Source organism: Salegentibacter salinarum (assembly GCF_900168115.1).
In the GTDB taxonomy this organism is placed as follows: Bacteria; Bacteroidota; Bacteroidia; order Flavobacteriales; family Flavobacteriaceae; genus Salegentibacter; species Salegentibacter salinarum.
This window is the reverse complement of sequence record NZ_FUZC01000013.1, coordinates 16,742-40,002: the sequence shown is the minus strand read 5'-3', so window position 1 is coordinate 40,002 and position 23,261 is coordinate 16,742. Positions and strand designations below refer to the sequence as shown.

Annotated in this window: 20 protein-coding genes and 1 tRNA gene; 7 read left to right on the top strand and 14 right to left on the bottom strand. The window is 38.9% G+C overall.

Annotated elements, in window-relative coordinates; translation table 11 throughout:
- Positions 1-136: 136 nt before the first annotated feature.
- On the top strand, positions 137-1,771 hold the full coding sequence (treF, locus tag B5X53_RS14670) for an alpha,alpha-trehalase TreF (protein WP_232764070.1): 1,635 nt from the start codon (positions 137-139) through the stop codon (positions 1,769-1,771).
- A 21-nt stretch (positions 1,772-1,792) separates the two neighbouring features.
- Here the strand turns inward: treF and B5X53_RS14665 are convergent, their stop codons facing one another.
- The 4 genes from B5X53_RS14665 to B5X53_RS14650 all read right to left on the bottom strand — a co-directional run bounded on the left by B5X53_RS14665 (position 1,793) and on the right by B5X53_RS14650 (position 5,726).
- Positions 1,793-2,158, bottom strand: a complete 366-nt coding sequence (locus B5X53_RS14665; RefSeq protein ID WP_079713986.1) for a DUF1622 domain-containing protein — start codon at positions 2,156-2,158, stop codon at positions 1,793-1,795.
- Positions 2,155-3,153 carry a formimidoylglutamase gene (locus B5X53_RS14660; RefSeq protein ID WP_079713985.1) on the bottom strand — a complete coding sequence of 333 codons (999 nt, stop codon included), beginning with the start codon at positions 3,151-3,153 and terminating at the stop codon, positions 2,155-2,157. The genes B5X53_RS14665 and B5X53_RS14660 overlap by 4 nt, the downstream gene beginning before the upstream one ends.
- Positions 3,153-4,391 carry an imidazolonepropionase gene (hutI, locus tag B5X53_RS14655; RefSeq protein WP_079713984.1) on the bottom strand — a complete coding sequence of 413 codons (1,239 nt, stop codon included), beginning with the start codon at positions 4,389-4,391 and terminating at the stop codon, positions 3,153-3,155. Before hutI ends, B5X53_RS14660 begins: the two co-directional genes overlap by 1 nt.
- Positions 4,392-4,670: 279 nt before the next feature.
- A complete protein-coding gene (locus B5X53_RS14650) occupies positions 4,671-5,726 on the bottom strand; it encodes an NAD(P)-dependent alcohol dehydrogenase (RefSeq protein WP_079713983.1) in 1,056 nt (351 codons plus the stop codon).
- 180 nt (positions 5,727-5,906) lie between these two features.
- Between B5X53_RS14650 and B5X53_RS14645 the strand changes: the two genes are divergently transcribed.
- The 4 genes from B5X53_RS14645 (at position 5,907) to mazG (ending at position 9,163) form a co-directional block, all read left to right on the top strand.
- Positions 5,907-7,061 carry a trans-sulfuration enzyme family protein gene (locus B5X53_RS14645; RefSeq protein WP_079713982.1) on the top strand — a complete coding sequence of 385 codons (1,155 nt, stop codon included), beginning with the start codon at positions 5,907-5,909 and terminating at the stop codon, positions 7,059-7,061.
- 109 nt (positions 7,062-7,170) lie between these two features.
- Positions 7,171-7,887 carry a bacillithiol biosynthesis deacetylase BshB1 gene (gene bshB1 / locus B5X53_RS14640; RefSeq protein WP_079713981.1) on the top strand — a complete coding sequence of 239 codons (717 nt, stop codon included), beginning with the start codon at positions 7,171-7,173 and terminating at the stop codon, positions 7,885-7,887.
- Positions 7,888-8,031: 144 nt separating this feature from the next.
- A tRNA-His gene (locus B5X53_RS14635) sits at positions 8,032-8,107 on the top strand.
- Positions 8,108-8,389: 282 nt separating this feature from the next.
- On the top strand, positions 8,390-9,163 hold the full coding sequence (gene mazG / locus B5X53_RS14630; RefSeq protein ID WP_079713980.1) for a nucleoside triphosphate pyrophosphohydrolase: 774 nt from the start codon (positions 8,390-8,392) through the stop codon (positions 9,161-9,163).
- Positions 9,164-9,166: 3 nt separating this feature from the next.
- Here mazG and B5X53_RS14625 read toward each other — a convergent pair whose 3' ends face one another.
- The 8 genes from B5X53_RS14625 to B5X53_RS14590 all read right to left on the bottom strand — a co-directional run bounded on the left by B5X53_RS14625 (position 9,167) and on the right by B5X53_RS14590 (position 19,583).
- The gene (locus B5X53_RS14625; RefSeq protein WP_079713979.1) at positions 9,167-9,793 is read right to left on the bottom strand and encodes a class I SAM-dependent methyltransferase; all 627 of its coding nucleotides are present in this window, start codon (positions 9,791-9,793) and stop codon (positions 9,167-9,169) included.
- Positions 9,794-9,804: 11 nt separating this feature from the next.
- Positions 9,805-12,099 (bottom strand): DUF349 domain-containing protein, encoded by a 2,295-nt coding sequence (locus tag B5X53_RS14620; protein WP_079713978.1) that lies wholly within the window; start codon positions 12,097-12,099, stop codon positions 9,805-9,807.
- A gap of 112 nt (positions 12,100-12,211) precedes the next feature.
- Positions 12,212-12,940, bottom strand: coding sequence for a shikimate dehydrogenase family protein (locus B5X53_RS14615; protein WP_079713977.1), 729 nt, complete (start codon positions 12,938-12,940; stop codon positions 12,212-12,214).
- A complete protein-coding gene (locus tag B5X53_RS14610; RefSeq protein ID WP_079713976.1) occupies positions 12,937-13,962 on the bottom strand; it encodes a DUF368 domain-containing protein in 1,026 nt (341 codons plus the stop codon). The genes B5X53_RS14615 and B5X53_RS14610 overlap by 4 nt, the downstream gene beginning before the upstream one ends.
- Complete coding sequence (locus B5X53_RS14605; protein ID WP_079713975.1) at positions 13,949-14,887, bottom strand: polyprenyl-phosphate transporter; 939 nt, start codon at positions 14,885-14,887, stop codon at positions 13,949-13,951. The genes B5X53_RS14610 and B5X53_RS14605 overlap by 14 nt, the downstream gene beginning before the upstream one ends.
- 40 nt (positions 14,888-14,927) lie before the next feature.
- Positions 14,928-16,325 carry a tetratricopeptide repeat protein gene (locus B5X53_RS14600; RefSeq protein WP_079713974.1) on the bottom strand — a complete coding sequence of 466 codons (1,398 nt, stop codon included), beginning with the start codon at positions 16,323-16,325 and terminating at the stop codon, positions 14,928-14,930.
- Positions 16,326-16,504: 179 nt separating this feature from the next.
- A complete protein-coding gene (locus B5X53_RS14595) occupies positions 16,505-17,704 on the bottom strand; it encodes an aspartate aminotransferase family protein (protein WP_079713973.1) in 1,200 nt (399 codons plus the stop codon).
- Positions 17,697-19,583, bottom strand: a complete 1,887-nt coding sequence (locus B5X53_RS14590) for an OstA-like protein (protein WP_079713972.1) — start codon at positions 19,581-19,583, stop codon at positions 17,697-17,699. Before B5X53_RS14590 ends, B5X53_RS14595 begins: the two co-directional genes overlap by 8 nt.
- Positions 19,584-19,810: 227 nt before the next feature.
- On the opposite strand from B5X53_RS14590, the gene B5X53_RS14585 reads away from it, so the two are divergent.
- Both B5X53_RS14585 and B5X53_RS14580 read left to right on the top strand, forming a co-directional pair.
- Positions 19,811-20,554, top strand: coding sequence for a ferritin-like domain-containing protein (locus B5X53_RS14585; protein WP_079713971.1), 744 nt, complete (start codon positions 19,811-19,813; stop codon positions 20,552-20,554).
- Between the two features lie 25 nt (positions 20,555-20,579).
- Positions 20,580-21,413 (top strand): ferritin-like domain-containing protein, encoded by an 834-nt coding sequence (locus tag B5X53_RS14580; protein WP_079713970.1) that lies wholly within the window; start codon positions 20,580-20,582, stop codon positions 21,411-21,413.
- A 98-nt stretch (positions 21,414-21,511) separates the two neighbouring features.
- On the opposite strand, the gene B5X53_RS14575 is transcribed toward B5X53_RS14580, so the two are convergent.
- Positions 21,512-22,783, bottom strand: coding sequence for an adenylosuccinate synthase (locus tag B5X53_RS14575; RefSeq protein WP_079713969.1), 1,272 nt, complete (start codon positions 22,781-22,783; stop codon positions 21,512-21,514).
- Between the two features lie 12 nt (positions 22,784-22,795).
- Complete coding sequence (locus tag B5X53_RS14570; RefSeq protein WP_079713968.1) at positions 22,796-23,251, bottom strand: Fur family transcriptional regulator; 456 nt, start codon at positions 23,249-23,251, stop codon at positions 22,796-22,798.
- Positions 23,252-23,261: the final 10 nt, after the last annotated feature.

Sequence of the window (23,261 nt, the reverse complement as noted above, 5' to 3'; positions counted from 1 at the left end):
AAAATAAAGCGGTCTCTGCCCATTTTCCGGATAACAGAGATTTAATTGCTGCGAGCTGGTTTACTCCCGGGCCAAAAACGCGAATTATAAATAATTTTTTACTTTCACACCGGCTAGTTAATCAAAAATGAATTTTATGAAAAAGCTTTCTATAAATTTTCTGTTCTTGTGTTCCTTTTTACTTTTTAGCGCTTGTTCTTCAGCAGTTAAAACAGAAGGAAATAAACCTGAAGAAATTCAGGTAGAGGAAAAGCAGCTTAGTATTCTGCCACCGGAAGAGCTTTATGGCAAATTGTTTTTTGATGTTCAAAAGAATGAATCCCTGTTTACAGATAGCAAAACGTTTGTTGATGCCGTGCCGCGCATTGCTCCCGAAGAAATTCGGAAGAAATATGCTGAAATTAAACCCGAAAGCAATACTGAATTAAAGACTTTTTTAAATGAAAATTTTGAAATCCCGGAAGCAGACAGTGATTATAAAACCGATTCTTCTTCAATAAATCTGCATATCAATAAATTATGGGATGTGTTGAAGCGCCCTGCAGATGAAAAGCTTTCCGGTACTTTGATTCCCTTACCAAATCCTTATATAGTTCCCGGCGGAAGATTTCGAGAAATCTATTACTGGGATAGTTATTTCACGATGCTTGGTCTCCAGGAAGACGGCGAAACTGAAACCATTAGAAATATGGTAGATAATTTTGCCTGGCTCATTGAAAATTATGGTTTTATTCCTAACGGAAATCGTACTTATTATTTAAGCCGGTCCCAACCGCCATTTTTTGCGAAGATGGTAGAACTGCTCGCCCAAACTGATGGGGAAGAAACTTATATAAAATATCTTCCGGCTTTAGAAAAGGAATATGACTTCTGGATGAAGGGCAGTGAGAATCAAGAACCGGGAGCTTATAAAAGGGTGGTGAGGCTTTCTAATGAAGAAATTCTAAATCGGTATTGGGACGATAAAAACACTCCAAGACCAGAGAGTTATCGCGAAGATGTGGAAACTGCTGAAAAAGCCATTAGCAAAAATCCAGATCGAACAAAGGAAGAGGTTTATCGGAACCTAAGAGCGGCTGCCGAATCTGGTTGGGATTTTTCCAGTCGGTGGCTGAGTATAAATGGCAATGGTGATTTTAACTTGTATAGCATTCATACCACGCAAATTATTCCGGTAGACCTTAACAGCCTGCTTTATAACCTGGAGCAAACGCTCGCCCGGGCTTACAATTTAAAAGTACAACCGGAAAAAGCTGTAACATTTCAAGAAAGGGCAGAAAATAGAGAGGCTGCTATTCAAAAATATCTTTGGGAAGAAGAGACCGGGTTTTATTTTGATTATAATTTTAAAAAAGAACATAGAACAGGAATCTATTCGCTCGCCGGGGTTTACCCGCTCTTTTTTGAAATTTCAGATGAAAAACAGGCCGGTAAAATTTCTGAAACTATGGAGCAAATCTTTCTTAGACCGGGCGGGCTGGTGAGTACGCCGCACAATACCGGGCAGCAATGGGATGCGCCAAATGGTTGGGCACCTTTGCAATATATGAGTATTGAAGGATTACGAAATTATGGTAAAGACCTGTTGGCTTCAGAAATTAAGCAGCGCTGGTTAAATCTTAATCAAAGCGTATATGAAAACACCTATAAATTGCTTGAGAAATATAACGTAGAAGACCTGAGTAAAGAGAGCGGGGGTGGAGAATACCCAACCCAGGACGGTTTTGGTTGGACCAACGGGGTATATCAAAAACTTTCAAAAGAAGAATAGGATAAAGAGCGTCCGGGGTTTCTACTTCTGGCCTGTAGTTCTGTTTTTGGATTGTTTCCAGGGTAATTTTCCTTCTATTTCAACTTCAAGTGTAAAGCTCAAAAAGGTTCGAATCAGGATTATGAGCCCAAGGTTGAGGATCTGCTCCATTTCGGCCCCGTAAACCACGGTGGCAATAATATCTGCAGCAATTAGAATTTCGAGTCCCAGTAAAATGGCACGGCCTAATTCTTCCCTTATTTTTTGAAAACTCCTTATATTTTCTCCCTGCAGTTTAAATGCATACCGGCCCAGGGCGAGAAAAGTTCCAATCACCATTACGAGAATTCCCACCACTTCTATTACCAGGGCTGTTATTTCAATAAGTTCTTCTACCTTCTCTGTCATGCTTTCATAAAATCTGTTATAAAAAATGATAATGCTTTTCCTACTTGCGCGTAATTCTCCTCTTTGGGGGCAGCTTCGCAAATATGTAAATATTTACAATTTTTTTCTTCGGAAGCAATTTGGAGAAAATTTCTGACCATATTTAGGGCAAAACCCGAGGGAGACTTGGCGCTGGATGGAAAATTTATAATAGCATCACAGTCTAATTCTAAACCAAAAGCCTGTTTATTCAAGAATTCCAGTTGTGAATTAAAAGCTGCCATTTTTCCCTGGTGGGTTTGCAAAATAAGATCTTCAAAAAGATGAAATTTAATATTTGAAAGCGAACTTATCTCGTCGAAAATATATTGTGGTGTATAATTTTTATGAATTCCAAACATCAAATATTTCCCCAGGAATCCATCTCTTTGTGCAAAGCTGAAGCCATTTCCACTATGCCGATGTTCTAACTTTCTTAAATCGGTATGCGCATCGATATTCAGAATATTTAGCGGTTTTTTGATTGCTTTAGAAGTACCTTTAATATTGCCATAAGCGTTGTTGTGGCCACCACCTATAATGATTGGTGTTTTTCCTGCTGAAACTATTTTCTCAACTAAAAAACTTACTTTTTCGTCAATTTTTTCTACCAGGTCGCCAAGTTTTAGATAGTAATTCGGGTCGGCCTCATCGATATTGGCCGCTTTTTGCATTTCCGATTTACAATCAATTTCACCAAGTAAAATGATATTTTCCGGAGCGGTAAATTCATTTTTCTGAATATTCAACAACGAATTTAAACAGGTGTCCCAAGCTTTGGAAGCGCCGGGTTTCCCATGATTGGCCCTCACGCCAATATCTTCGGGAATACCAAAAAGCACAAATTTTGCTTCTGTTTTTGCTAATTCCTCCAGGTTTCCAACGAAACTTATTTTTTCGCCGAACCGGGTTTCACCATCACGGAGAGAAATTAGCTTTTCAACCGACTTATAATTATAAATTTTTAAGCCTTCCATTATTCCAGCATTTTTCCGTTAATAAAAACCGACTCTATGGAATTCGTGCCGAAAGCATAAGGCAAAAAGGTATAAGACGGAATTTCTTTTGTCAATATAAAATTGGCCTTTTTTCCCTTGGTGATACTTCCGTGGGTTTCGCTGAGTTCCATTGCATATGCGCCATTTATGGTAGCTGCGTTAATCGCTTCTTCCGGAGTCATTTTCATTTTTATACAAGCCAGGGAAACAACTAAATTCATATTTCCACTTGGTGTACTGCCCGGGTTAAAATCGGTTGCTAATGCTAAAGGCAAACCGGCGTCCAGCATTTCTCGTCCCGGTGTATACGGAATGCTTAAAAACAGCGAACAGGAGGGAAGCGCGACGGGCATTGTATTTGTTCCTTTTAGACTTTCAATATCTTCAGGGCGCATTACTTCCAGATGATCTACGCTTAAAGCATCGTGTTCAATTCCCGCCTGGATACCGCCAATAGCATTAAATTGATTTACGTGAATTTTCGGCTTTAAACCAAATTTCGTCGCTGCGGAAAGCAGTTTATGAGTGTCATCTACGCTGAAATAACCTTTTTCGCAAAAAATATCAATGTACTCTGCGAGTTTTTCTTCGGCTACTTTCGGTAAAATTTGATCAATGACCAAATTCAAATAAGCATCTGGTTTTTCTTTATATTCCTTTGGAATAGCGTGCGCGCCTAAAAAAGTTGCTTTGATGGGAAGCTCATAATTCTGCTGCAGTTTTTTTATCACCCGAAGCATTTTTAACTCACCTTCTTCAGTTAAACCATAACCTGACTTAATTTCCACCGCACCGGTACCGAGTTTCATCACTTCCTCCAGACGTTTAGCCGATTGTTCATAAACTTCGTCTTCCGAAGTTTCTTGTAGTGTTTTAGCGGAATTTAGAATTCCGCCTCCACGTTTAGCGATTTCTTCGTAAGAAAGTCCGTTAATACGATCGGCGAATTCCTGTTCCCGGTTCCCAGCATAAACAATATGCGTGTGGGAATCGCACCAGCTGGGAAGGATTATTTTACCTTCAGCATTAATAGTTTTATCTGCATTTATTTCCGGCAGGGAATTCATTTCTCCATAATCGGAAATTTTATCATTTTCAATAAGTAACCAGGCATTTTTTAGGCTGGGCAATTCCTTCATTTCAGCTCCGGAAAGTTTTTCTACCGGTTCGTCTCTTACTTGCAAGAGTTCTTTTATATTGATAAATAATTGTTTCATTCTGGTTAGTTTTATGTCTGTTTTCTATTGAAATCGGGTTAAACAAATATAAAAACTAAGCCGGGAAAACCGGCTTTTTCAGGAAAACAAAAAGGCTGACTTAATATACTTGGTCCGTCAAGCTAAACTTAGTTAAGCTTCTAACACAATACTTGCTTAAATCATGTTAGATCCTGAAACCAGCCCGTCTGGCCGGACGGGCTGGTTCAGGATGACGCCTGGAAAAATCATTTTCAGTCAGCCTTTGTAATAGTTTAGAATTAAGTAAAACTGAAGGTCCTAATTTTGATTCTTCAGCGACTTCATATCAATCACAAAACGATATTTTACATCAGAATTCACCACACGCTCGTAAGCTTCGTTGATATTTTGTATATCTATCATTTCAATATCTGAAACAATATTATGCTCACCACAGAAATCTAGCATTTCCTGAGTTTCTTTGATGCCGCCAATCACCGAACCGGCAATGCGTTTACGCCCACCAATCAACCCACCGCCGTGAACAGGATCAAGAGGTTCTATCGCGCCAACCAAAACCATAGTGGCATCTCTTTTCAATAAAGCGATGTAGGGATTTATATCGTGACCAACCGGTACGGTATTCAGAAGAAAATCGAAAGATCCGGCTTGTTTTTTCATATCATCTTCATTCTTTGAAACTAAAACTTCATCAGCTCCCAGTTTCTTCGCGTCTTCCGATTTTGAAGGCGAAGTAGTGATCATCACTACATGCGCTCCTAAAGCAGCGGCAAACTTTACTCCCATATGACCAAGTCCGCCAAGGCCAATTACACCAACCTTATCTCCTTTTTTTACATTCCAGTGGCGAAGGGGAGAATAAGTAGTAATTCCGGCGCAAAGTAGGGGAGCGGTTGCTTTTGCATCTATATTCTCTGGAATTCTAAGTACAAATTCTTTATCTACCACGATTTGCTCAGAATAACCACCAAAAGTATGTCCGCCTAAATGCTTGTCTTTACTGTTGTAGGTTAGCGTGGCTCCTTTTTCGCAAAATTGCTCCAGGTCTTCCTTGCAGGAATCGCACTCCTGGCAGGAGTCTACCATACATCCAACGCCAACAAGATCTCCTTTTTTAAAATTACTTACGTTTTTTCCAACCCGGGTTACACGACCAATAATTTCGTGGCCCGGTACCACGGGATATTTGGAATTCTTCCAGTCGTTTCTAACCTGATGGATATCGCTGTGGCAAACGCCGCAATATTCTATTTCAATTTGAACATCGTCTGCGGTCATTTCCCTGCGTTCAATGTTGAGTTCTTTTAAATCGGCATCGCTGGATTGCGCGCCGTATGCTTTTACTTCACTCATATCAATACATTTTTTCTTAAAGATAAAGAATAGAGAAGCTAATATTAAATCCCGGTATTGGTTTAACTTAATTTAACTTCTGTTTGAATTTGGAAAACTTCGTAATAGGAAACAGCCTAAAAACACAGGACATTTAGAATATTTCTTTTTACATTAGGGCGAATTTTGAAAGCTTTAAAAATGACAAAGAAACATCCCGGAATAAATACGATTTGCACACATAGCGGTGAGCTGGAAGACAAACAATTTAAAGGCGCGATTTCGCCATTATATATGGCAACCTCTTATGCCTTTGAAGGTGTGGAGGTGAAGCGTTACCCAAGATATTTTAATACCCCAAACCAGGTAGCCCTGGCGCAAAAAATGGCAGCCCTGGAACACGGGGAAGCCGCCTTGATCTTCGGAAGTGGGATGGCCGCGGTAAGTACTGCGCTTATGGCTTTCGCGCAAAAAGGGGATCACGTTGTTTTTCAGAATACACTTTACGGCGGAACCAGTAATTTAGTTACCGAAGAATTTGAAAAATTCGGAATTGAATTTACCTTTACAAAAGACTCTAAACCAGAATCTTTTGAAGCCGAAATTAAAGAAAACACGAAGGTGATTTATATTGAAACACCTTCAAATCCATTGCTTACCGTAACTGACATTAAAGCGATTGCAGAAATGGCCAAAAAGCATAATCTGGTGAGTATGATAGATAATACTTTTGCTTCACCGGTGAATCAGAATCCTATAGATTTTGGAATTGATGTGGTTTTACATTCGGCTACCAAATATATGGGCGGGCATAGTGATATTCTTGCAGGAACAGCTATTGCTTCTGAAGAGCATTTAGATAAGATTTTTCAGCTGGCTAAGAATTTTGGAGGAAGTTTAAGCGATTTTACCGTGTGGATGCTGGAACGTAGTTTAAAAACAATGGGATTACGCGTAAAAGCTCAAAATGAAAATGCGTTGGAGTTAGCCCGTTTCCTAGAGAAACACGAAGATATTTCCAGGGTTTATTATCCCGGATTGGAATCGCACCCAGATCACGAACTGGCAAAATCTCAAATGAAAGGTTTTGGTGGAATGATGTCTTTTGAATTACGCGACGGACTCGATTTTGATCTCTTTCAGAAGAAATTAAAATTGATAAAATCTTCTATGAGCCTTGCCGGCGTAGAATCTACCATCTTATCACCATCAAAAACCTCACACGGGTTGCTAACTCCCGAAGAACGGGAAGCCCAAGGAATTAGAGACGGATTAATGCGATTTTCGGTAGGAATTGAAGAAAAAGAAGATTTAATGGAAGATCTTGAACAAGCGCTGAAAGTGGTTAGGGGATAGAATATTTTTTAACTTAAAGTTAGATTTCCGTCGCAGTTTATCCCGATTTTTTCGGGACGGAAATGATAAAATAGATTTCCGTCTTCACGGAAATGACTAAAAATTAATTATGAAACTAGATATATTGGCTATAGGCTCACATCCAGACGATGTGGAATTAAGTTGTTCGGGTACTATTGCAAAGGAAGTAGACAGAGGGAAAAAGGTGGGGATTTTAGATCTTACCCGTGGCGAAATGGGCACGCGTGGAACTGCTGAAACCCGTGATAAAGAAGCAAATGAAGCGGCAAAAATTTTGGGAGTTTCGGTTAGGGAAAACCTGGAATTTAGCGATGCTTTTTTTGAAATTAACACCGCACATAAACTGGAGGTTATAAAGATATTGCGACGTTTTCGTCCCGAGATTGTTTTATGCAATGCGGTAGACGACAGGCATATCGACCATGGAAAAGGGGCAAAGTTGGTAAGTGATGCTTGTTTTTTAAGCGGATTGCGCAAAATAGAAACTATTGTTGATAGGAAAAGTCAGGAGGCCTGGCGCCCAAAACACGTTTATCATTATATCCAGTGGAAAAATTTAAAACCCGATGTGGTCGTGGATATTTCGGGGTATATGGATAAAAAAATGGAATCGGTTTTAGCTTATAAAACCCAGTTTTACGATCAGGATTCCAATGAGCCTGAAACCCCAATTTCCAGCAGTAACTTTTTGGATAGTATTAATTACAGGGCGAGAGATCTTGGCCGGTTAATTAACACAGAACACGCCGAAGGTTTTACGGTAGAGCGCTACCCGGCGGTAGATTCCATTTTCGATTTAATCTAAAATTAATTTTAGTTTTTGCTAATTATTTAATTTGAAGCTTCTTAGCTTTATTTACAGTAAATAGCACTAAAATTCATTCTAATATTGAAAATTTTTCTTTGGGAAATAGCTAAAATAACCTACATTTGCAACCGCAATTAAAATGGTGGTTGTAGCTCAGCTGGTTAGAGCGCCGGATTGTGGTTCCGGAGGTCGCCGGTTCGAACCCGGTCTTCCACCCCTTTATTCAAGCCTTCAGTTTTCTGAAGGCTTTTTTTATGGAGTTATTTATAACCCACGTGATGCTGAACTTATTTCGGTATCTAACATGTGTTAAGTCCAAACATTTTAAATCCTGAAATAAACCCGCCTGAACGGACGGGTAGGTTCAGCGTGACGAAACCTACTTTAGACAATTGTGATTGTTTCAGTATCTAACCGGAATCCAGTAACTATATTTTTTTTAATAAAGCTTCTAAAAGCCTCAAATCAATCCTTATTTTTACGTTTAAAAATTTCTAATATGAATTCCAGAGAAGAGCAGCTAAAGGCATTTGATAGATTGTTAACTATTATGGATGAGCTTAGGGAACAATGTCCCTGGGATAGAAAACAAACCATGGAATCGCTGCGGCATCTTACCATTGAGGAAACCTATGAACTTGGTGATGCGATTTTGGATAAAGACCTAGAAGAAGTGCGAAAGGAGCTGGGCGATGTTTTACTTCACCTTGTATTTTATGCAAAAATTGGAAGTGAAACCGAAGATTTTGATATCGCCGATGTTGCCAATGGAATTTGTGATAAGTTGATCGCTCGGCACCCACATATTTACGGAGATGTTGAAGTTGCAGATGAAGAAGAAGTGAAGAAGAACTGGGAAAATCTAAAATTGAAAGAAGGCAAAACCAGTGTTTTAGAAGGAGTGCCGCGCTCTTTACCGGCAGTGGTAAAGGCCAGCAGGATTCAGGAGAAAGTAGCGGGGGTGGGTTTTGACTGGGAAAAACCGGAGCAGGTTTTTGAGAAACTCCAGGAAGAATTGGGAGAATTACAGCACGAAATAAATACAGATAATAAAGATAAAATAGAAGCTGAATTTGGGGATGTAATGTTCTCTATGATCAATTATGCCCGTTTCCTTGATATTAATCCGGAAAACGCTCTGGAACGTACTAATAAGAAGTTTATCACCCGGTTTCAGTATTTAGAAGGTAAAGCAAAAGGACAAAATAAAGCTTTAAAAGATATGACTTTAGCTGAAATGGATGTTTTTTGGAATGAGGCTAAGCTGTTGTAATTACTACTTATAAAAAACAATTACAGTAGGATGAATTTCCAATGCTGAAAACCCCAGGTTACTTTTTATCCATTCCAGGCAATTTGCCGTGTAAAAAAATACGTGGGTAGGATCATTTTTATAATACCAGTTATCAAAATCTATTTCTTCAGAATAAATTGAAGTTTTGCAATACAATTTCCCTTCCAAATTTAATCTTCGTGCTAATTCGCTGAATTCTCGCTTTGGCTCGTAAAAATGCTCCATCACTTCACAGCAAATTATAAAATCGTATGTAGCCTTTAAGACTTCGGTATTAGGGTGAAAAAAGGGATCGTAAAGAGTAACAAAATATCCTTCTTTTTCTAATTCGGTAGTAACAACCGGGCCAGTGCCACAGCCATAATCAAGGCCTTTATGCTTTGGAGTAAATTCCTTTAAAATTCGTGAAGTTATCGGGCTCACAAAATCCTGGTACCTGGCATCTTCTACGTCGTTATTATGGGTGAGATATCGGTCTTCCTCGGCTTTTTTGGAAATATAGAATTCGGGTAAAAGTTGAATGCCACCGCAATTGGTGCATTCAACAAATTCCCTCTTCTTACTTTTCCAAAACTCTTTAGTAGAACCTCCGCAAAGAATACATTTCATAATCGCTTCTGTTAGTAAAGCGACTTGATTTTGCGAAGTTTTTCTTTCCAAACTTCCAGTTGTTCCTTCTGATCAGCTATATTTTTGTGTACATCCTGTACCAGTGGATTGTCTTCATCTACATTAGAGAAAAACTGTAAATTATTTTCAAGCTGACGAATTTCAGCTTTTGTTTCTTCAACTTTCTTGGTTAGGAAATAATGCTCGTTACGAAGTTGTTTATCATCATCGGCATCATTTAAAGCCTGTACCTTGTTTTCGTATTTCAGCATTTCTGCTTTGGTGTGATCTACATCTAATTTATTGAAAAGCTGATCTAAAGCTTTGTTGAATTTACCTTCAATAAAACGCTTATTATAAGGTACCTTTCCAAGGTTTTTCCAATCTTCAATAAATTGCTTAATCTTAGGCAGATCTTCCTTTTTATCGCCGCTTAATTCTAGAGATTTTACTTGCTCCAGCAATTCTTTTTTCTTATCAAAAGCTTCGAATTCCTCTTTATTTTCATCGTCACGGGTTTCATGCATCCGTTCAAAATAATGATTACATGCAGCTTTAAATTGCTTCCAAACTTTATCGCTGTCTTTTCTTGGTACGTGGCCAATTTTCTTCCAGTCGGCCTGGATTTTCTTCATTAATGGCGTTACCGTTTTAAAATCGTCGCTATCTTTATTGTCTTCGGCAATTTTAATAAGCTCTTTTTTCTTTTCAAGGTTATCGTATTGCTGCTTTTTAAGGTTTTTATAGAAAGCGTTTTTATTTCGGTTAAATCGGCGAACGTTTTGTTTAAAATCGGTCCAGGTTTCTTCATTTTTACTGCGCGGAACTTTCCCCGCGTTAAAAAATTCTTCCCGAAGCGCTTCAATTTCCTTAATTTTTTGTTGCCATTTATTGTGGCTTTTATACTCTTCGTCTGCGATTTCCCTAATCTTCTCAATAATCACCTGCTTGACCTTCCAGTTCTCTTCATACCGCTCATCCATTGTATTGAAGAATTCCTGGCGCTTATCGTGAATTTGTTTGGTGGCGCTGCTAAAACGCTCCCAGATGTCTTCCCTGAACTCCTTAGCAACCGGCCCAAGTTCTTCTTTCCACATTTTGTGAAGCATTTGCAACTCCCTGAAAGCGCGGTTTACATCGTCTTCCTGCACAAGTTCTTCGGCACGGTCAATTACTTTTAACTTCTGGTCCAGGTTATGTTTAAAATCCAGATCCCGGAATTCACGATTCAAGTGAAGAAAATCATAGAAATTCTCTACGTGATGATGATAAGTATTCCATACATCGTTATACTTTTCTCGTGGAATTGGGCCCGCAACACGCCAGCGATCCTGAAGCTCTTTAAAGTGCTTGTACGTGGTATTTATATTTTCTTCAACATCAATGAGACCTTTTAATTCTTCAATAATTTCCAGGCGCTTGGCCAGGTTTTTATTAAGGTCTTGTTTTAGTTGTTTGTAGTAATTATTGCGTTTTTCGCGGTAATCAAAGTAAAGCGAATTAAAACGTTTTTTGAGCGGAGTAGAGTAGTGGAAGTCTATAATATTCCCGCCCTCGGCAAGAAATTCTTCTTTTTTCTCCTCTTCTTCTTCGTTGAATTTGGCATTAAATTCCGCACGAATTTCAATTACGTGGTCTTTAATTGCCTGTACTTTTTCCTTTTTAAGCAGCGATTCAAATTCATCTACCAGCTGTTCCTTGCTCATAGCGTGATAATCTTTCTTCGGAATATCATGCCGCTCGGCCTTAGTCTCATCTTCGCTATCTTCAGCAACCGAATCGTCTATATGCTCCTGGTGATGTTTTGAAGTTCTACCTTCTTCTTCTTCTGAAGTTTCCTCATCCTCATCAGAGTCTTCTTCGGAATCGGTTCCTTCTGATTTTTCAGAGCTGGATTTATCTGAATTTTCTTCAGCTTCAGCACCGGTTTCAGCTTGAACTTTTTGCTGCTCGGGTTTTGTTTGCTTCCGACTTTCTTCAAGGAGAGGATCATCATCGTCGTCTTGCTCCTTACTCGCTTTATTTTCTTCTGAAGTATTTTTTGTATCGCCGGCTTCAGCTATCATTGCATCTTCCAGGTTGTCGTCTTCAGATTTTATTTCAGAGGCAGTTTCTGCCGGTTCAATTACAGCATCTTTCTCTTCTGAAGTTTTTTCGGTTTCAGACTTTTGAGAAAATGAATTTTCCTCTGCATTAGTTTCCTTGTTTTCGTCGGTCAACTTTTTCTTATCCTGAGTTTGTTCAGAATTATTGGTTGATTCGTTAGAAAACTCCTCTTTGTTTTTATCATTTTCTTGCTGAGCCATATCTTTCAATGTAAAGGTTCGTGTAAATTAATTAGGCTGAAAGATAGTAACTCCACTAAAATTGGGCAAACAATTCGCTTTTTTTGTAGCATTTAAAAGGAAAAAGTATTGGTCATTTTGTCCATATCTTCCAGGCACTTTCGGCTTGTAATTCCAACATTTTTAAACCATCGGTTACCGTGGCTCCTTTTGCCAGGGCGCGAGCCATTAATTTAGTGGTGCGCGGATTGTAGATAAGGTCGTAAACCAGGTGTTGTGAAGTTATAAACTTAAAAGGAATTTCCGGATGTGCATCTACATCGGGGTAGGTACCTACGGGAGTTGTATTTATTATAAGGCTATATTCCTTCATTATTTTTTCTGAAAGATCATCGTAACCCAATTTGCCTTCTCCTGAAGATCTGGAAACAAATTTATAGTCAATACTGAAATTTTTCAAGGCGTAAGCCACCGCTTTAGAGGCTCCGCCCGTCCCCAGGATAAGGGCTTTTTTATGATGTTCTTTCAGGAAAGGTTTTAAAGATTCAGAAAAGCCAATATAATCGGTGTTATAGCCAATTAATTTATTGCCATTTACATTAATTGTGTTCACGGCGCCAATTTCCTTAGCTTCAGGAGCTAAATCGTCTAAGAATGAAATAATCTCCTGTTTATAGGGAATGGTAACGTTTAAACCCTGGAGGTTGGGCGTTTCTTTTATAACATCCCTGAATTCTTTTAAATTATCCAGATCAAAATTTTGATATTCTGCCTCAATATTTTCTTTCTTAAATTTTTCAGTAAAATAAGTTCGGGAAAAAGAGTAGCTGATATTTTTTCCTATTAGCCCAAAATTTTTCATGGCTTTGCGGTTTTTTGGTTTTTCTTTTCGTACCAGGCGAGTCCAAGTACAATAAGTATTCCTACAAAGATAAAGAAAATTGCGAGCCAGGTTTCGGCAGAGAAGAAGGCAGGAAAATACCGATCGTAATAATCTATTATGGCATTCCCCTGACTATCTAAAATCATTTCACCGTCTGCACCAACTTTAAAGATCTTTTCTTTCCAGGGCCAAACCACGCCAAGGGAGCCGGTAATAAACCCGATAATCGCAGCAAAAGTATCTGTTTTATAATTTTTTAACACGAAACCGAGAAGATGGGAAAGTGTTACCAATCCGGCCAGTGAACCTGCACCAAATACCAGTAGGACTTCCAGTAATCTTAGGCGTTCAGGATCGGCAAGAAAGCTTAGATCCCAGAGCAATAAATCGGCAATAGTATCATAAAGCGCGTTTACAGAATCTACTAAAAGAAGTACATAATTTCCCAATAAAATTAGGATAAAAGATCCTGAAAGCCCCGGAAGCGTCATTCCTGAAACGCCTATAATTCCGCAGAAAAATACAAACCAGAGGTTATCATTTTCCTTTGCCGGTTCAAGGAAACTAATGGCAACACCTACGATGATTCCGAGCAGAACGAAAACCAGGGAACGTTTGCTCCATTCTTCAAAATCTTTACTTATATAGTAAATGGAGCCTACAATCATCCCAAAAAAAGCGGCCCACACGTATAGTTCGTAGTGGAGAATTAAGTAGTCCAGCACCTTGGAAACACTGAAATAACTAATAAGCATCCCTAGAATAAGTAAGCTGAGGAATTTTCCGTTAGTGTAATAATATAAGCTTCTGAAACGCCCGTTAATGAGCAGGATGAAAGCCTTGTAATTTATTTTTTGAAGGGAATATATGAATTCTTCGTAGAAACCTGCTACAAAAGCTACCACACCACCAGATACACCGGGAACTTTGTTAGCTGCTCCCATAGCTAAACCTTTAAGCACCAGAAGCACTTTATCTGTAAAGGTTCTAGTTTGTTGCATTGGCTTTGGTTGAACTTTTTGCGGCGAAAATTTCCAAACCTAGAATTAAGGAAAATCCTGCAAGCATCAAAATAACGGCAAATAAAGTTTGCGGATCACCATCAAAATTCCAGGGTAAAACCGAGGCTTCTCTTAGCACAACTTCTTTATCGCCGTACATTTCGGTTTGTAAAACGTGTTTCCAGGGCCAAATTTTATTCAGGGAGCCGGCAATAAAACCGGTTAGCACCGCCAGGGTGATACTGCTGTAATGTACAAAAAGCCATTTAAGGATTTTAGAAAAACTAAGTAAACCAATAACCGCTCCTACGGCGAAAATTCCAAGGGTTTGGAAGTCGAAATCGTGCGCGGCTTCAGTAATTCTTTTATAGGCTCCTAAAAGCACTAAGATAAATGCGCCGGAAATGCCGGGAAGTATCATTGCACAAATTGCAATGGCACCCGAAAAAAAGATAAATAAGTTACTGTCGTTTGCCGCCATTGGGGGCAGGGAAACAATATAAAAAGCTACTCCAGCACCAATGAGTAGGGCCAGGACGATCTTAAAATTCCATTTAGGGATTTGTTTGCCAACATACCAAATGCTGGCAAGTACAAGGCCGAAGAAAAAAGACCAGATTAAAACCGGGTGATTTTCCAATAAATAATTTGCAATCCTCATCAATGAGAAAACACTGATAAGAATCCCTATAAAAAGAGCAACAATAAATGGTCCGTTAAGTTGGTGCCACATCGCTTTAAAACCCTTCTCTTTCCAGGTTTTAATCAGTGAAAAATTCACCCCGCTAATGGTAGAGATTAGTTCTTCGTAAATTCCGGTAATAAAAGCAATGGTACCTCCCGAGACACCGGGAACAACATCTGCCGCGCCCATCGCCATACCTTTTAAGGTTACGGGAAAATAGTCTTTAAAGCTTTTTCGCATGTGTACAAATTAAAATTCCGGCTCAAAGTTAGCAAAATAACTAAGAGAGGTTTATAAAGGAATTTATAATTTGCTTTACGCTTTTTCGGTTAAAGATTTGTGGAAATAATTCTTCTATAACAATATAATACTCGGCGTCTAACTTTAGTCCTTTATTAAGGTGAAAATAAGCTTTTTCTCCTTCATTATGGCTAAAATAAAGTCCTGCCAGTCTAAATTCAATCTCGGCAGTATCAGGATAAAATTCCAGCGCCTGATTAAGATTTTGAATGGCGGTTTCAAATTCGCCAAGATCTATTAAAATATCGCAACGTCTAACCCAGGTTTCCAATTCATAATTACCAAGATCTAGACTTTTTTTATAGCCGCGTTCAGCTTCTTCAAAAAACTTAAGACGGTTATTAATTTTGGCGTAACGTTTCCAGTATAAAACGTTTTCCTCGTCTATATTTATCGCTTTATTAATGTAATAAAGCGCTTTCTGGTAATTCTTCTTTTTAATATAGAAATCGGTAATAGCAATCCAGCCTTTATCCAAAAGTGGATCTTCATGCACACAATCTTTATAATGTTTTAGTGCAAGCTCGTTTAAACCTAATTTCTCAAAACATTTCCCAATTCTTAAGTATGCGAAAGAAGTAGGATCGTCTAACTCAAGGGTTAAACGATAGTTTTCTATGGCTTCGTGAAAACGACCTAATTTTTCCAATACCTTTCCTTTTTCCAGATAAGCCCCTATAAAGTAATCGTCACTAATTATGGCAAAATCGAAAGCAGAAAGTGCTTTGTCATAATCCTTTAAGTCAAAATATTGTTTTCCTACCTGATGCCAGGCTACTTCGCAATATGGATTTTTATCCAGATACATATTCAGGTATTGAATAGCTTCGGTTTTTTGATCCAGAAAATCAAAACAATACATAATATTGTAAAGCGCTGAATAATCCTCTTCATCGGCTTCCAGACATTTCATAAAGCTGAATTTTGCATTCTCAAAATCTTCAAGGAATAAATATTCCATCCCGATTAGGGAATAAACTTCAGCAGGATCCAGGGTAATATCAAGCGCCATTTCTAAAACCTGGATCGCGTGAGCGTGCCGGTCTCTTTTAGAAAGAATTTGCGCTTTTTGTATATAAATTTCTTCATTAGAAGATTCTAATTGTTGTAAATCGGTAAGCATTGCTTCAGCAACATCCAGTTTATCTTCAAAAACCAAAATCTCAATTTTAAAAAGTTTTAGGTTTGTAGAAGTTGGGTGTTGCGCCAGGCCTAATTTCACGGCTTTTTTAGCCAATGCAAATTTCCCGTTCTCTAAATAGTAGTTAATAATATCTTCAAATTCCGCTGAATCAAAGAATAAAACATCGTTAGTTTTAAGCATAGATTCAAATCGGGAAAGTGAGAAATTGTCTTCGTCGTTATGGCTTAATTGCATACGTAGGTAATTACGGGATTTCTACTTTACTCACTAAGTGAGATTTAATACATTCCAGGTTTTAACTGGAATTATTGATCTTTTTGACTTCATGCCTTGCAGCACTGCTTTAAGGTATTTCCTAAAATTAAAAATGAATAGCGTTAAAAAGCTCAAATATCAATATTGTTGTTAACAAATTAATTAACAGTCTCCTGTTGTTTCATTATATCCTCCAATACGTCAATAATGATGCCACAGCCTTCTTTTATTTCTTCTTCAGAAATGGTTAGTGGCGGGGTAATTCTCACCGCTTTTTTCTCGAATAAAAGCCAGAAAAGAATAAGGTTTTTTTCTTTACTTTTTAAGATTAATTGATTTGCAATTTCTTCTGAAGGTATAATAATAGCAAGCATTAAGCCTATTCCTCTTACTTCTGAAATTAACGGATGTACTAGTAATTTTCTAAAGAGTTTTTCCTTTTCCAGGCTTGCTGCCATTAAGTCTGATGAAACGATTTCTTTTAATGTAGCTAAAGCTGAAGCAGCAATTACAGGATTTCCCCCAAAGGTAGTAATATGTCCCATTTTCGGATTGTCAGAAAGCGTATCCATCACTTTAGCTGAAGCCGCAAAAGCGCCAATTGGCATCCCGCCGCCCATTCCTTTACCCAAAGCCACAATATCTGGAACCATATCAAAATTCTGAAATCCAAAGAGTTTTCCTGTTCTGCCGAATCCAGGCTGGATTTCATCTAAAATCAATAACGCACCGACTTCCTCACAGCGTTGTTTTACTTTTTTTAAATAATTATTCTTCGGCAGTATAAACCCGGCTCCCCCCTGAATACTCTCCAGGATTACCGCTGCGGTTTTTTTGGTAATCTTCTGAAGGTCTTTTTCCTGGTTAAACTGAATAAATGAAATTCCCCCCAACAGTGGCCTGAAAGGTTTCTGGCGTTCTTCGTAATCCATTAAGCTTAAGGAACCCATTGTATTTCCGTGGTAAGCCTGATGGGCTGCAATAATTTCAGCTCGGCCAGTATAACGCCGAGCAAGTTTTAAAGCACCTTCAATAGCCTCGGTTCCCGAATTGGTGAGATACGTTTTTTCCAGCGGTTTCAGGAAATGCTCAGCAAGCAATTTGGTTAATTCAACGGCAGGTTGCTGGGCGTATTCGCCGTAAACCATAACGTGCAGGAATTTTTCAGCCTGCTCTTTTATTGCGTTTACCACTTTTGGATGACAATGTCCTAAACTGCAGGCGGAAACTCCGGCAACAAAATCAAGGTGTTTTTTTCCGTCCGTAGTAAAAATATAAGAACCTTTGGCCGATTCCACTTCCAAACCTAATGGGTGGGGAGTGGTTTGCGCCTGATATTTCAGGAAATCTTTATTCATCGGGTTTATCTTCTTCAGCTTCTTCCTGTTTCTTTTTTGCGTTTTGTAGTGATTGCGATTTTTTCAATTTTGGGATGCTATCTCTCACTCTATTCTGTAATTCTTCGGCTTCAGTTTCCGCTGCATTTTCTTCTTCTTCTTCAGCATTAATCAATTGCTGTGCTTCTTTTAGCTGCGGAATACTATCTTTTGCCCTGTTTTGAAGGTCTTCGGGTTTCAGTCTTGATTTTTCGTTCAGCAGCATATCGTCTCCTGCTTCGCGTTCATCAAAAAACTCTTCATCTTCCTCCGGCAACGGAATTCCTTCTATTTTAACCAATTCCGGAGCCGGTTTGCCTTTAAATAAGTCTTCCTTGGTTAGTAATCTTTCATCGCCACGCCAGTTAAAACCAATCAATTCCCGCACGTTTTCGGGAAAATCTTCTTCTGGAGTTAAATTTCCCTCTACATTGGTGAAATAATCTATGTATTCTATTTCCTGGTTTTCAAACATTATAGTAATAGAACTGGAAAGGGTTTTATTAATCCCTATAAGTTCCTGGTCGCTGTTACGGCTGTAATATAGAGTTTCTGTGTTTTTATTGATATCTACCTGCCTTAATTCGTTGTTTTCAAACAAGCCTACCAGGTCCATTCCTTTTACCTGGTTGTATCCCTCAATGGTATCTTTTTGAATTAAAAATGCATTATTAAAAACCCGCATAGAATCGAGCTGTTCGGTTTTGGTGTTGCTTTGTAGATGAATGGTGTCTCCCGTCATTTGGCTAAGACCGCTCCAAAGCACAGGACTTCGCCGTTTGGTGACCGAAGTAACCGGGCCGCTGGTTAAATTAATCATTTTGGTGAGGCCGGTTTCCTGGTTTATATGCACCGAATCACTCTTCCCGCTCATATCGCTTTTGTAAAGCCGCACGTCATAAAACCCACGGATAATACGCTTCTCGGGTTTGCCGGTGATCATAATGGTATCGCCGTGAATAAATAAGGAATCACTATCCTGAACACTTGCTGCAACCGCCCTTTTTGTAATAAAAACCGAATCTTTATCGCGGAAAACTTCAGCATAATGCCCCGTGACGACACTTTCGTTAATGGTATCTATCACTTCAATATTATTGGTGGCCGAAGCGAAATTTGTATTCCGGTTAAAATACATGCTATCACCTTTAACCGTTCTGTTTTCGTAATCTATTCTTGAATTTCTTACAAAGTAACCAGTATCACCCCGAGTATCGTAGAATCCACGTTCGCAGTAGACCGTGCTGGTTTCACTTTCTATGGTTGAAGGACCATACAGATAGGCGTGGCCGGTTTCGCCGTAAAAATCAAGTTGTTCTGAATTGATGACATATTCAGGATTGGTAAGTACCACATCGGAGACAAAAGAATATTTATCATCTTCCATAAAATAACGGCCAATATTACTGGTAATAACCCCGCCGGTGTCAATCACTTTACCGCCGCTTCTGTAATAAGCCTGCTGTTTTAACCTGTCAAAGAAGAGGCTATCAGATTCCAGGGTGGTTTGTGGCCGTTTCATTACTACTTCGCCACTGGCGAAGGCAAACTGGGAGTTCCCGTTATATTCGGCATAATTACTATTTAACTTTACGGTATCGCCCTGTTGCATTCTCACATTTCCGAAAGCCCTGAAGAAATTTTCATCTTTATAATGGATGGCGAGATCGCACCAAACTTCAATACCTTCGTGCTTAAAATACACCTGGTTTTCAACTTTGCTTAAAACAAAGGCCCCGGGATACTTTTCATCCTGAATATTTCTGTCGGCACTATAGTCAATTTCTTTTGCTTCCTGCGCCTGGGTTAAAGCAGGAAATGCAAGGAAGGCAAACACTATAAAAAGAATGAATTTTTTCAAGCTGATAATTTTTTCAAAAGTAATTAAAATTTAACTGAATAGGGTTTTTAAAAGCCAGCGGACCATATATACGCTTCTCCCTTGAGCAAAAGATATCGGCAGGGAGACTCAACCCAGTGATATGTAATTAAGATTTTAATTATTTTATTTTGAAAACTTTAACTATCTACATAAAACCTTGGCCGTGGCGACTGCGTAAATATTATAAATAACTTAAAACTTAAATTATGGAAAAACCACGTGTTAAGGTAGATGCAATTTCTATGCAGCCTTTAAAAAACAGTAAATCCCGAAGAAAATTTCTAAAAATCGGAGGTCTTGCAATGGCAGGTTCAGGATTGTTTCTTTATGGATGTAGCAGTGATGATGACGTTAATAATCCAGAACCTATGCCAGGTGAAGTTTTTGACCTGGGTAGTGGTGATGTAGGTATTTTAAATTATGCTTATGCCCTAGAGCAACTGGAAGCTGCATTCTATACCAACGTATTAGATGGTTCTTATTGGGCCGGAGCGAATGCTGAAGAGAAATTGATTCTGGAAGATCTCTATGACCACGAGGTAATTCACCGGGAATTTTTTAAAGCTGCAATTAGTGCAAATGCTGAAACCAGCCAGGTTTTACCAGAACTTGAATTTGATTTTAGCAGTGTAAATTTTGCCGACAGAGATTCTGTACTGGCTACAGCTCGTGTCCTGGAAGATACCGGTGTGGCTGCATATAATGGTGCGGGCAGGTTACTGCAAACACCGGACTTTTTGGTAATTGCAGGAAAAATAGTTTCGGTAGAAGCAAGACATGCTGCTGCTATAAGGTCTATCTATCTGGAAAACGATACAGCTTTTGCAGGTGATGATATTATTGATAGTAATGGTTTGGATCAGGCAAAAGACCCGCAAACCATTCTTAGTGAAGTGGGAGCTACAGGCTTTGTGGTTACAGAGTTTAGTGCTAATAACTTACCTCAATAATTATTAATCAACTTAAAACAATATTATGAATATTATAAAATTTTTAGATGAATTTACTTCAGAAGATCTTACTAAAAAGGCTTCTTCCAGAAGAGAAATGTTAGGAAACTTAGGAAGCTTAGGGAAGAAAGCGGCTATGGTAGCTGTTCCCTTTGGTCTTGCTTCAACATCCGGAAAAGCATTTGCTCAAAGTAGTGGGAATGATGCAATAAGCGCATTACAATTAGCCCTTACCTTAGAATATCTTGAAGCTGAATTCTATATAAAAGCATTAGATTCTGGTGTATTGCCAAGCGGAGGAAGAGCTGAAGCGGTATATAACCAAATATCCAAACACGAATCTGCCCACGTTGCGTTTTTACAGGCCGGTTTGGGTGATAATTCAGTAGATTCACCAGAATTCGATTTTACGGCTGGTGGGGCTTTTGATCCCTTCAATCCCAATAACGATATGGCGTATGCTCAATTATTGGCCTTAGCCCAGGCATTTGAGGATACGGGAGTAAGAGCCTATAAGGGGCAGGCGACAAATCTAATGGGAACCGAATTTTTAACCCCAGCATTGCAAATACATTCCGTAGAAGCAAGGCATGCCTCAGAAATCAGAAGGTTAAGAGCCGATGTCCTGGGTGATAATACTAATGAAAATGCACTTGGCTGGATTACTTTAAACAATCGCGGGCCGGGAATGCCGGAAGCAACGCAGGCTGTCTATGATGGAGAAGAGAATGCAGTACAGGGTGGAGTAAACCTGGTAGATGCTACAGGATTTAGTGCCGAAGCGGTATCACAATCTTACGACGAGCCTATAAGTGGTGAATTGGCTCAACAAATCGCGGGGCTGTTTATTGTTTCATAAGAATATTTGCCTCAATCCTAATTTTTTGTTATAATGAATTTTGTGCTAAAAAAAGCCGTTTCAACTGAAACGGCTTTTCGATTTTATAATTGCTTTTATTAGCGTTCTATTGTTTGAGTCCTGTCCGGTCCGACTGAAACCACTTTGATTGGGATTTCCAGTTCTTTTTCAAGAAACTCAACGTACTCATTAAATTCCTTCGGAAGTTCATCAGCTTTTGTCATTCCTGTAAGATCTGCTGCCCAACCTTTAATTTCGGTATAAACAGGAGTTACATTTTCTGCTTCAATATTGTAAGGTAAATGATGAATTTCTTTTCCTTTATAATTATAAGCGGTACATACTTTTAGGGTTTTAAATCCGCTAAGTACATCACCTTTCATCATAATTAACTGGGTAATTCCGTTAACCTGAACCGCATATTTTAAAGCTACCAAATCTAACCATCCACATCTGCGGGCGCGACCGGTGGTAGCACCAAATTCGTTACCAACCCGTCCCATAGTTTCACCGTCTTCATCAAAAAGCTCGGTAGGGAAGGGGCCGCTTCCAACGCGGGTGGTATATGCTTTAAAAATTCCGTAAGCTTCGCCAATTTTATTTGGAGCCACACCGAGACCTGTACAGGCTCCTGCAGCCGTTGTAGTAGAAGAGGTTACAAAAGGATAAGTCCCGAAATCTATATCGAGTAATGATCCCTGAGCCCCTTCTGCCAGAATGGTTTTCCCTTGTTTCTGCGCTTCGTGTAAATAAGATTCACTATCTATAAAAGTTAGTGATTTTAAAGTCTGAATGGCATTAAAGAATTCTTTCTCTAATTCGGCAAGATCATACTGAACATCTACATCGTAGAATTTGATCATTTTCTCATGCTTATCGGCCAGCGTTCGGTATTTATCCTTCCAGTTAGAAAGCTCTAAATCTCCTACACGAATTCCGTTTCTTCCGGTTTTGTCCATATAAGTTGGGCCAATACCTTTTAAAGTAGAACCAATTTTGGCTTTTCCCTTGGAAGCTTCAGAGGCAGCATCTAAAAGCCTGTGGGTGGGCAAAATTAAATGTGCTTTCCGTGAAATAAGGAGTTTAGATATGTAATCTATATTATGTTTGCTAAGGTTGTCCAGTTCCTTTTTAAAGATTACAGGATCTATCACCACGCCATTTCCTACAAGGTTAATGGTTTCATCGTGAAAAATTCCTGAAGGAATGGTATGCAATACGTGTTTTTGACCGTCGAATTCCAGAGTGTGACCTGCATTTGGCCCGCCCTGAAATCTCGCAATAATATCGTATTTAGAGGTGAGTACATCAACAATTTTTCCTTTGCCTTCGTCACCCCATTGGAGACCGAGTAGTAAATCTACCGCCATTGAAATCTTAAGTTAGTTGGTTGTTTTTTTGTTGCCGTAAAAATATAAAGAATGTTTGGTAATTTCTATATCAAACACTTCTTCGATAGTTTTTTTAATAGATTGAATACGCGGATCGCAGAATTCTATTACTTCACCGGTATCGGTAAGAATAACATGGTCGTGCTGCCTGTCAAAATACGATTTCTCATATTGAGACTGGTTCTGGCCAAACTGGTGCTTTCTAACAAGTCCGCATTCCAGTAATAATTCTATGGTGTTATAGAGGGTGGCACGACTTACCCTGTATTTCTTGTTTTTCATTTTAATGTAGAGTGATTCTATATCAAAATGATCGTCGTTATTGTAGATTTCCTGAAGTATCGCAAAACGTTCGGGGGTTTTTCTATGCCCTTTTTCTTCCAAATAATTGGTAAAAACGTTTTTAACTACTGCCTGATCGTTCTTATTTACAACTTTTTTGCTCATAGTTCTTTGT

Coding starts and splice junctions, on each gene's coding strand:
- B5X53_RS14615 (WP_079713977.1), bottom strand. CDS start 12,940: ATGAAAAATTTTGGGCTAATAGGAAAAAATATCAGCTACTCTTTTTCC.
- B5X53_RS14610 (WP_079713976.1), bottom strand. CDS start 13,962: ATGCAACAAACTAGAACCTTTACAGATAAAGTGCTTCTGGTGCTTAAA.
- B5X53_RS14650 (WP_079713983.1), bottom strand. CDS start 5,726: ATGAGTGAAGTAAAAGCATACGGCGCGCAATCCAGCGATGCCGATTTA.
- B5X53_RS14585 (WP_079713971.1), top strand. CDS start 19,811: ATGGAAAAACCACGTGTTAAGGTAGATGCAATTTCTATGCAGCCTTTA.
- B5X53_RS14605 (WP_079713975.1), bottom strand. CDS start 14,887: ATGCGAAAAAGCTTTAAAGACTATTTTCCCGTAACCTTAAAAGGTATG.
- B5X53_RS14660 (WP_079713985.1), bottom strand. CDS start 3,153: ATGGAAGGCTTAAAAATTTATAATTATAAGTCGGTTGAAAAGCTAATT.
- B5X53_RS14595 (WP_079713973.1), bottom strand. CDS start 17,704: ATGAATAAAGATTTCCTGAAATATCAGGCGCAAACCACTCCCCACCCA.
- B5X53_RS14570 (WP_079713968.1), bottom strand. CDS start 23,251: ATGAGCAAAAAAGTTGTAAATAAGAACGATCAGGCAGTAGTTAAAAAC.
- B5X53_RS14580 (WP_079713970.1), top strand. CDS start 20,580: ATGAATATTATAAAATTTTTAGATGAATTTACTTCAGAAGATCTTACT.
- B5X53_RS14645 (WP_079713982.1), top strand. CDS start 5,907: ATGACAAAGAAACATCCCGGAATAAATACGATTTGCACACATAGCGGT.
- B5X53_RS14665 (WP_079713986.1), bottom strand. CDS start 2,158: ATGACAGAGAAGGTAGAAGAACTTATTGAAATAACAGCCCTGGTAATA.
- hutI (WP_079713984.1), bottom strand. CDS start 4,391: ATGAAACAATTATTTATCAATATAAAAGAACTCTTGCAAGTAAGAGAC.
- treF (WP_232764070.1), top strand. CDS start 137: ATGAAAAAGCTTTCTATAAATTTTCTGTTCTTGTGTTCCTTTTTACTT.
- B5X53_RS14600 (WP_079713974.1), bottom strand. CDS start 16,325: ATGCAATTAAGCCATAACGACGAAGACAATTTCTCACTTTCCCGATTT.
- B5X53_RS14620 (WP_079713978.1), bottom strand. CDS start 12,099: ATGGCTCAGCAAGAAAATGATAAAAACAAAGAGGAGTTTTCTAACGAA.
- bshB1 (WP_079713981.1), top strand. CDS start 7,171: ATGAAACTAGATATATTGGCTATAGGCTCACATCCAGACGATGTGGAA.
- mazG (WP_079713980.1), top strand. CDS start 8,390: ATGAATTCCAGAGAAGAGCAGCTAAAGGCATTTGATAGATTGTTAACT.
- B5X53_RS14575 (WP_079713969.1), bottom strand. CDS start 22,783: ATGGCGGTAGATTTACTACTCGGTCTCCAATGGGGTGACGAAGGCAAA.
- B5X53_RS14625 (WP_079713979.1), bottom strand. CDS start 9,793: ATGAAATGTATTCTTTGCGGAGGTTCTACTAAAGAGTTTTGGAAAAGT.